The organism is Mesorhizobium sp. M1A.T.Ca.IN.004.03.1.1 (assembly GCF_003997555.1).
GTDB lineage: Bacteria > Pseudomonadota > Alphaproteobacteria > Rhizobiales > Rhizobiaceae > Mesorhizobium.
Genome location: NZ_RZTV01001015.1, coordinates 1 through 239, shown reverse-complemented (window position 1 = coordinate 239; position 239 = coordinate 1). Strand labels below are relative to the sequence as shown.

Genomic DNA, 239 nt, shown 5'->3' with positions numbered 1-239 from the left:
CTTGGAGACGAGCAATATTCCCGGGCCTGGCAATTCAACCAGTCCGTCCACGACGACGACCACGGTCAGGCCCACAATCATGCCGCTATAGCGTTGCGGCTGGGCCAAGCAAAGCCACAGGACGGGAAAGAGCAGATAGAATTGGATCTCAGGTGGTATCGACCAGAAAACACCACTGGAGCCGAGAAGAAAGACATGGCGCACAAAATCCGCGCCGCCCGCGATCGGCTGAACAAAAT

At 56.5% G+C, this 239-nt stretch carries 1 pseudogene; it reads right to left on the bottom strand.

From position 1 onward, the window contains the following. Positions 1–239, bottom strand: a pseudogene (locus EOD29_RS34750) (acyltransferase); the annotation flags it as partial.